Source organism: Streptomyces sp. NPDC007189, assembly GCF_040703635.1.
In the GTDB taxonomy this organism is placed as follows: domain Bacteria; phylum Actinomycetota; class Actinomycetes; order Streptomycetales; family Streptomycetaceae; genus Streptomyces.
Genome location: NZ_JBEYEY010000057.1, coordinates 1 through 6,544, shown reverse-complemented (window position 1 = coordinate 6,544; position 6,544 = coordinate 1). Strand labels below are relative to the sequence as shown.

At 66.3% G+C, this 6,544-nt stretch carries 3 protein-coding genes and 3 pseudogenes; 3 read left to right on the top strand and 3 right to left on the bottom strand.

Features of this window, described 5'->3' with window-relative positions:
• Together AB0950_RS40195 and AB0950_RS40190 are read right to left on the bottom strand one after the other, a co-directional pair.
• Positions 1 to 194: pseudogene (locus tag AB0950_RS40195) on the bottom strand (dihydrofolate reductase); the annotation flags it as partial.
• 165 nt (positions 195 to 359) lie between these two features.
• Positions 360 to 689 (bottom strand): annotated as a pseudogene (locus AB0950_RS40190) (transposase); the annotation flags it as partial.
• A gap of 29 nt (positions 690 to 718) precedes the next feature.
• On the opposite strand from AB0950_RS40190, the gene AB0950_RS40185 reads away from it, so the two are divergent.
• The 3 genes from AB0950_RS40185 to AB0950_RS40175 all read left to right on the top strand — a co-directional run bounded on the left by AB0950_RS40185 (position 719) and on the right by AB0950_RS40175 (position 4,354).
• Positions 719 to 949, top strand: a complete 231-nt coding sequence (locus AB0950_RS40185) for a hypothetical protein (protein ID WP_360162789.1) — start codon at positions 719 to 721, stop codon at positions 947 to 949.
• Positions 950 to 1,054: 105 nt separating this feature from the next.
• The gene (locus tag AB0950_RS40180; protein WP_366780794.1) at positions 1,055 to 1,843 is read left to right on the top strand and encodes an alkaline phosphatase family protein; all 789 of its coding nucleotides are present in this window, start codon (positions 1,055 to 1,057) and stop codon (positions 1,841 to 1,843) included.
• A 642-nt stretch (positions 1,844 to 2,485) separates the two neighbouring features.
• The gene (locus AB0950_RS40175) at positions 2,486 to 4,354 is read left to right on the top strand and encodes a potassium transporter Kup (RefSeq protein ID WP_366780793.1); all 1,869 of its coding nucleotides are present in this window, start codon (positions 2,486 to 2,488) and stop codon (positions 4,352 to 4,354) included.
• Between the two features lie 274 nt (positions 4,355 to 4,628).
• On the opposite strand, the pseudogene AB0950_RS40170 reads toward AB0950_RS40175, so the two are convergent.
• A pseudogene (locus tag AB0950_RS40170) lies at positions 4,629 to 5,607 on the bottom strand (integrase core domain-containing protein).
• Between the last annotated feature and the right edge of the window lie 937 nt (positions 5,608 to 6,544).

Here is a 6,544-nt window from a genome sequence, read left to right as displayed (position 1 = left end):
ACCGCGCCGGTCGCCAGCGCTTCGCGGTAGACCTGGCCGCTCGGACCGTCGGACTCCCGGTCGTCGAGCCAGTTGAAGAGCCGTCCGCCGTCGCGTCCGAGCTCCTGCCCTTGCCGATCGTCGGGGCCGGCGATACAGCCGTCGAGCGACATCGACATGTACAGCCGAATCGGATTGTTCACCCTGAACTCCATCTCTTCGCCATGACACCGGGATCCGGCGTTTCCTGATTAATCCGACGGTGCGGGCTTGTCACAAGGAAGGACTTCAGGCAACCGGCCAACTCATCGGTCCGACGCGCCGGCCTGCTGCCAGGCTGAGGGGGCAGGAGTCATGACCCGTGGATCAATTGCGGTCGTTCAGGCCGCGTGGCTCTCGGAGCGTTCGACGAGGCGGCCGCGCCCGAAGCGGGCTCCGGCACGGACCAAGGCGACGAGGCGGTGTGCGTTCACGGCCCGCCACCGCTTCTGGGCGGACTCGACGAGTTTGAAGACCATGGCCAGGGCGGCGGAGCGGGAGCCGGCGCCGCGGGTGACCTTGGTCCGCAGCCGGACGGTGGAGAAGGTCGACTCAATGGGGTTCGTGGTACGTAGGTGGATCCAGTGCTCGGTCGGGAAGCCGTAGAACGCCAGCAGCTGGTCCCGGTCGGCGGTGATCTTTTTGATCGCCTTGGGGAACTTCGCACCGTAGAGCGCTGATCGACCCGAGCAAGCTGCCGGTGGACCCCACGACCTGCAAGCCTGTGTACCCGCACTCGTACCTGCAGGTGAACACCGTCTTCAACGTGGCCCGCAAGGCCGGCCTGCGCACCGCCTGGTCGGACAAGCACATCGCCTACGACATCCTCAACGGCCCCTCGGGCACGGGTATCCAGGACCAGTTCTCCCCGGAGATCAACAGCGACGCCAACGGCTACCCGGCAGGCAACGACTGGACCACCGACAACTAGGCGACCGAGCAGTACGACAGCTACAAGGTCAAGGCCGTCCTCAACGAGATCGACGGCTACGACCACAGCAGCAGCCACAAGGTCGGCACCCCGGCGATCTTCGGCATGAACTTCCAGTCGGTCTCCACCGCGCAGAAGCTGCCCTCCTCCGAGGGCCTCAAGGGCGGCTCCACGCCCAAGGGCGTCCCCGGTCCGCTGCTGCAGAAGAACCTCGACTACGTCAACACCCAGGTCGGCGCCCTGGTCAAGGAGGTTCGGGCCAAGGGCCTGGCCTCCAGCACAGACATCATCCTGTCCGCGAAGCACGGCCAGTCGCCCACGGACCCCAACGCCCTGAACCGCATCGACGACGGGCCGCTGCTCGACGGCCTCAACGCCGCCTGGAAAAGGAAGCACCCGGGCGCCGGCAACCTCGTCGCGCACTCCGTCGACGACGACGGGATGCTGCTCTGGCTCAACGACCGCTCTGCCGCAGCCACTTCCTTTGCCAAGCAGTACCTGCTGGCGCAGAGCGGCAGGGGCACCGACATCAACGGCAAGCCCAAGTCCTTCACCAACGGCGGGCTCAGCAAGGTCTACGCAGGCAAGGAGGCGGCCGCGTACTTCGGCGTCAAGCCCGGTGACGCCCGGGTGCCGGACCTGTTCGGCATCGCCAAGTACGGCGTGGTCTACACAGGCGGCACCAAGAAGATCGCCGAGCACGGCGGCGCCCACGCCGACGACCTGAACGTCCCGCTCGTCATCTCCGGTGCCGGCACCCCCGCGGGCGTGACCAAGTCCGCTCAGGTCGAGACCACCCAGATCGCCCCGACGATCCTTTCCCTCCTGGGTCTGGACCCGCAGAACCTGCAGGCCGTCCAGAAGGACCACGCCCAGATCCTGCCGGTCCGCTGACCCTCGGCGATCTGTGACCCCGGCACGGGTGGGCCGTACGCAGAACAGCGTGCGCCCCACCCGTGCTCGTTCATGCTGTCCCGTGCTGGACACGCCACGGTGTCGGCAAGCCTCAACCCGCTGAAACTCCCCCTGTGTTTGCTTCTACGACCTTCGGCACACCGGACACACGCTCTCGACCAGTTCGGGCGGCACAGGCGCGACGGTGCACCGGCAGGAGGCACCCTCTTCGTCCACCGTCGGCGTTGCACCTGGCGCTCGCTCCCGCTACGCCAATTGCGCCGCTGAGCAGTTGACCTGTCTTCGGGCCGACAGGCCTCCCGCCAAGCCGGCCGGCCAGTGCCTGCGCCTGGCGGCGGGCGACGAGGACGGCCACTGAACCTGATCCCCGTTTCGTGGACTCGCCCGCCGTCAGTGGGTCAGGATTCGAGCGACGCCGAGAGCAGCCCGCCTACCGGTATTCGCGCTGGTGATCGGTATTGTCCGTCCCGGTATATCGGGCCTTCGGCACAGCAGCCCGCAAGGAGGAGGATCACCATGGCCGATCGCCGGCAGGGGAACGGGCCGGATGACGGGTTGCTCCCCCCGGGGGCGCTTGAGGCTCGTCGCGCGAGCGCGCATGACGCGGCACGCCTCGCGCTGGTGATCGGTGCCCTCGGCGTGGTCTTCGGTGACATCGGCACCAGCCCGATCTACACCCTCCAGACGGTGTTCAACCCGAGCGACCCGCACCCCGTTCCGGTCACCACGCAGAACGTGTACGGGGTCGTGTCGCTGGTGTTCTGGTCGGTGGTGATCATCGTGCTGGTCACCTACGTGCTGCTGGCGATGCGCGCCGACAACGACGGCGAGGGCGGCATCATGGCACTGATCACCCTGGTACGGCAGTGGAGCTCGCGGCGGGCGGGACGAACCGCTGCCGTACTGGCCGCGCTGGGCATCTTCGGTGCGTCGCTGTTCTTCGGCGACAGCATGATCACACCGGCGATCTCGGTCCTGTCCGCGGTGGAGGGACTCAAGGTCGTCCAGCCGTCGCTGGGCACCGCGGTCGTGCCCATCACCGCGGTCATCATCGTGCTCCTGTTCCTGGTGCAGCGCCGCGGAACCGCGGCGGTGGGCAGGGTGTTCGGGCCGGTCATGATCGCCTGGTTCACGGCCATCGGCGCCTGCGGCGTCGTCGGCATCGCCGACCACCCGGCCATCCTCAGGGCGCTGTCACCCACCTACGCCCTGGGCTTTCTGTTCGGCCACTTCGGCACCGCCTTCTTCGCCCTGGCCGCGGTCGTGCTCGCGGTCACCGGTGCCGAGGCGCTGTACGCAGACATGGGGCACTTCGGCCGTCGGGCGATCACCCGCGCCTGGGTGCTCCTCGTCTTCCCCGCCTGCATTCTGAGCTACTTCGGGCAGGGCGCGCTGATCCTCTCCGATCCGCACAACGTCAGCAGCCCCTTCTTCCTGCTCACACCAGGCTGGGGACGACTGCCGATGGTCGTGCTGGCCACGGCGGCCACCGTGATCGCCTCCCAGGCCGTGATCACCGGCGCGTACTCGGTGACCTCACAGGCCGCCCAGCTCGGCTATCTGCCAAGGATGCGGATCGCGCACACCTCCGAATCGACCATCGGCCAGATCTACGTTCCCTGGATCAACTGGCTGCTGATGGTCTCGGTCCTCACCCTGGTCTTCGCCTTCCGCAGCTCCGCGGCGCTTGCCTTCGCGTTCGGCATGGCGGTCACCGGCACCATCACCATCACCACTCTGCTGTTCTTCTACGTCGCCCGCACAAAATGGGGCACGCCCAAGTGGCTGATCGCCGTCGGCGCCACCGTGCTGCTCTTCGTGGACCTGCTGTTCGTCGCGGCCAACATGACCAAGCTCGTCCACGGCGCGTGGCTGCCGCTGCTGATCGGCCTGACCGCGTTCACCGTCATGACAACCTGGCAACGCGGCCGCGAGCTCGTCACAGCCGAGCGGGCACGGCTCGAAGGTCCGCTGCCCGAGTTCATCGACGACCTGCGCTCACGGAAGGTGTCGACGCTTCGGATCCCGGGCACGGCGGTCTTCCTCAACCGGGGCAAGCAGACCGCTCCCCTGGCCATGCGGGCCAACGTCGAGCACAACCACGTACGGCACGACCAGGTCGTGATCCTCTCCCTGGAGACCGAACCCGTGCCCCGCGTGCCGGCCGACCAGCGGATCGCCGTCGACGACCTCGGCTACACCGACGACGGGGTCATCCACGTCACCGCCCGGTTCGGTTACATGGAGACACCGGACGTGCCCAGCACCCTGGCGATGCTCACCCCGGCCCAGACCGAAGGACCGTTGCAGCTCGACCAAGCGTCCTACTTCCTGTCGAAGATCGACCTCCGGCGCGGCAAATCACCGACGATGGCACCCTGGCGCAAGCGGTTGTTCATCGCCACCTCCTACATCACGGCCGACGCCGCCGAGTACTTCGGCCTTCCCCGCGATCGCACGGTCATCATGGGCTCGCAGATCGAGGTATAGGCGCCTGCCGGTCACGCAGGGCTGGCACGATGCGTACGAGTGGCACACGCCGCCCGTACCGGAAGGCGGCCGCGATCCGTCCGGATGCATGCGCGTAGCCACTCATCCCTCTTACTCATCGTCGCAAAATGAGATCGGTGTGTCGGCTGGTGGCTGGTGACCTTCGCAGGCGAGGTTTGGGAGATGCTGGAGGATCCCGTTCCTGCGCAACGACGTGACTCAGTTGGTCCCGCTGATCCAGGCCTGCGGCTGCCGAATGTTTCGTCCAGCCAATTCAGGCGGCGTGTTGGTACTCGTGGATCACTCCGGCGACCCGGTCTCGGCGGCGTATGTCCAGACGGGAGATGCGCCCGGGATCGGTGATCGGTTCGGGGACAGCGCCCAGTGGTGCTGCCTGGTTCATCGCTTGATGGGGCCGGTGGACGTTGTGGTGCTGCTCGAACTGGCGGAGGGCGTGGCGCAGGTGGCGCTCGTTCCAGATGAGGGTGCGGTCCAGGAGTTCGTGGCGGCAGGTCTGGACCCAGCGCTCCATGATTGAGTTCATGCGCGGCATCCGGACGCCGGTGAGCACGGTCTGGATGCCGGCGGCTGCCAGGATCTGGTCGAAGAGCGCAGGGAACTTCGAGTCCCGATCCCGGATGAGGTAAGTGACAGTGGCTGAGGCGTCTTCGAGGTCCATGACGAGGTTTCGTGCGGCCTCACCCATTGCGTGGTGGGGTGCGCCGCGGTGCCGAGGATCAGGATGCGGCGGTGCAGTGCTCGATGACCGCGAGGATGTACTGGCTTCGGCCGGTCAGGGTGACGGTCTCGATGAAGTCGCAGGCCAGGATTGCGTCGGCCTGGGAGTGCAGGAAGTCGGACCAGGTCGTGGCTGCCCGGTCGGGCGCGGGGTCGATCCCCTCGTTCTTGAGGATCTCCCAGACGGTGGAGGCGGCGACCCTGATGCCGAGGGTGGCGAGTTCGCCATGCACCCTGCGGTAGCCCCATGACGGGTTCTCCCGGACCAGGCGCAGGATCAGGATGCGGATCGAGCGAACGGTGGACGGGCGGCCCGGCCTCTTCGGTCGGCAGGTGCGGGCGTGGCGCTGCTTGATCAGGTCGCGGTGCCATCGCAGCACGGTGTCGGGCTGGACCAGCAACCGGAGCCGACGCAGAACCTGGCACGGCAGCGGCACCAGCAGAGCGGCGAGGAAGGCTCGGTCTTCCGAGGCGAACTTCACCCGGTCCTCCCCGACCTGCCGCTCGAGGAGCATGATCTCGTGGCGCAGGGCGAGAACGGCGCCGGGCTGTCAGCAGCTCGGACAGGTAAACGCAGGGTCGAGCTGGACAGATCGATCCCCGATGGGTAGGCAAGCACGTGAAGCTCCGGGCAGACAGGTTGATCTTGGTCTACAACCCGTCTACCAGGAGCGTCTTTTTCCTCAACGCCACTCTAGGCCAACCGGCCTGCTGCGCCGTCAGGTTGGAAAAGCCTCCGTGAAACAAACGGCAGACACTCGTAACTACCGGGCTCTTATCTTCACCAGCAAGACCGACCTGAATCGGAAACATGTTCAAGTTCCCGGGAGACTATGTTCCTGAGACGAGGGCACATATGGGGGACCAGACGATGATTGTGACGCCAAGGAACGTGGGCGGCTTCTACGTCCTGAACAGCGATATAAGTACTTTCCCCAACGGAAGCGGCACTTGCGATCTCCTGCTGGTTCATGGATGATCTGCCGAATTGACAGCAGGGACACCCACCTCACTGAGGTCTTTCCAACCTCCCTTTCGGGAGCGGTAGTTGGTTGCGACAACCCCGCCTGGTGGAACCAGGTCATGCACCTTCGGTATCCAGACGCTTCGCTGACCGTGTGGCTCTCATGCCATCCTCCCCTCGCCCTTCCCAATGCCCACCCTACTGACCAGCACTCATGTGGAACGTTGTGCGCGGTCAGGGGGCGGAAGGGACCGCGCGGCTCAGGGGTTCGAGGTCTCCGTAGAGAGCGGCGTGGAGTGCGGCGGCAAGTTCCCGGGCGCGCTCCTCGCTTTCCACGCCATGCAGCAGGAAGTAGACCGGTCCGGCGTAGGCGTCCAGGTCGACCTCGCGGCTGTTATTGACCTTGAATGCGTGATGTCGTCATGGTGGCTGGCGTCGGAGACCGGTGCCGGTGAGGCAGCCGTCGAGGACGTCGTGGCGGTACTGAA

Bases quoted from the DNA above. Each gene is read 5' to 3' on its own strand.
- AB0950_RS40180 (WP_366780794.1), top strand. From the start codon at position 1,055: ATGAACTTCCAGTCGGTCTCCACCGCGCAGAAGCTGCCCTCCTCCGAG.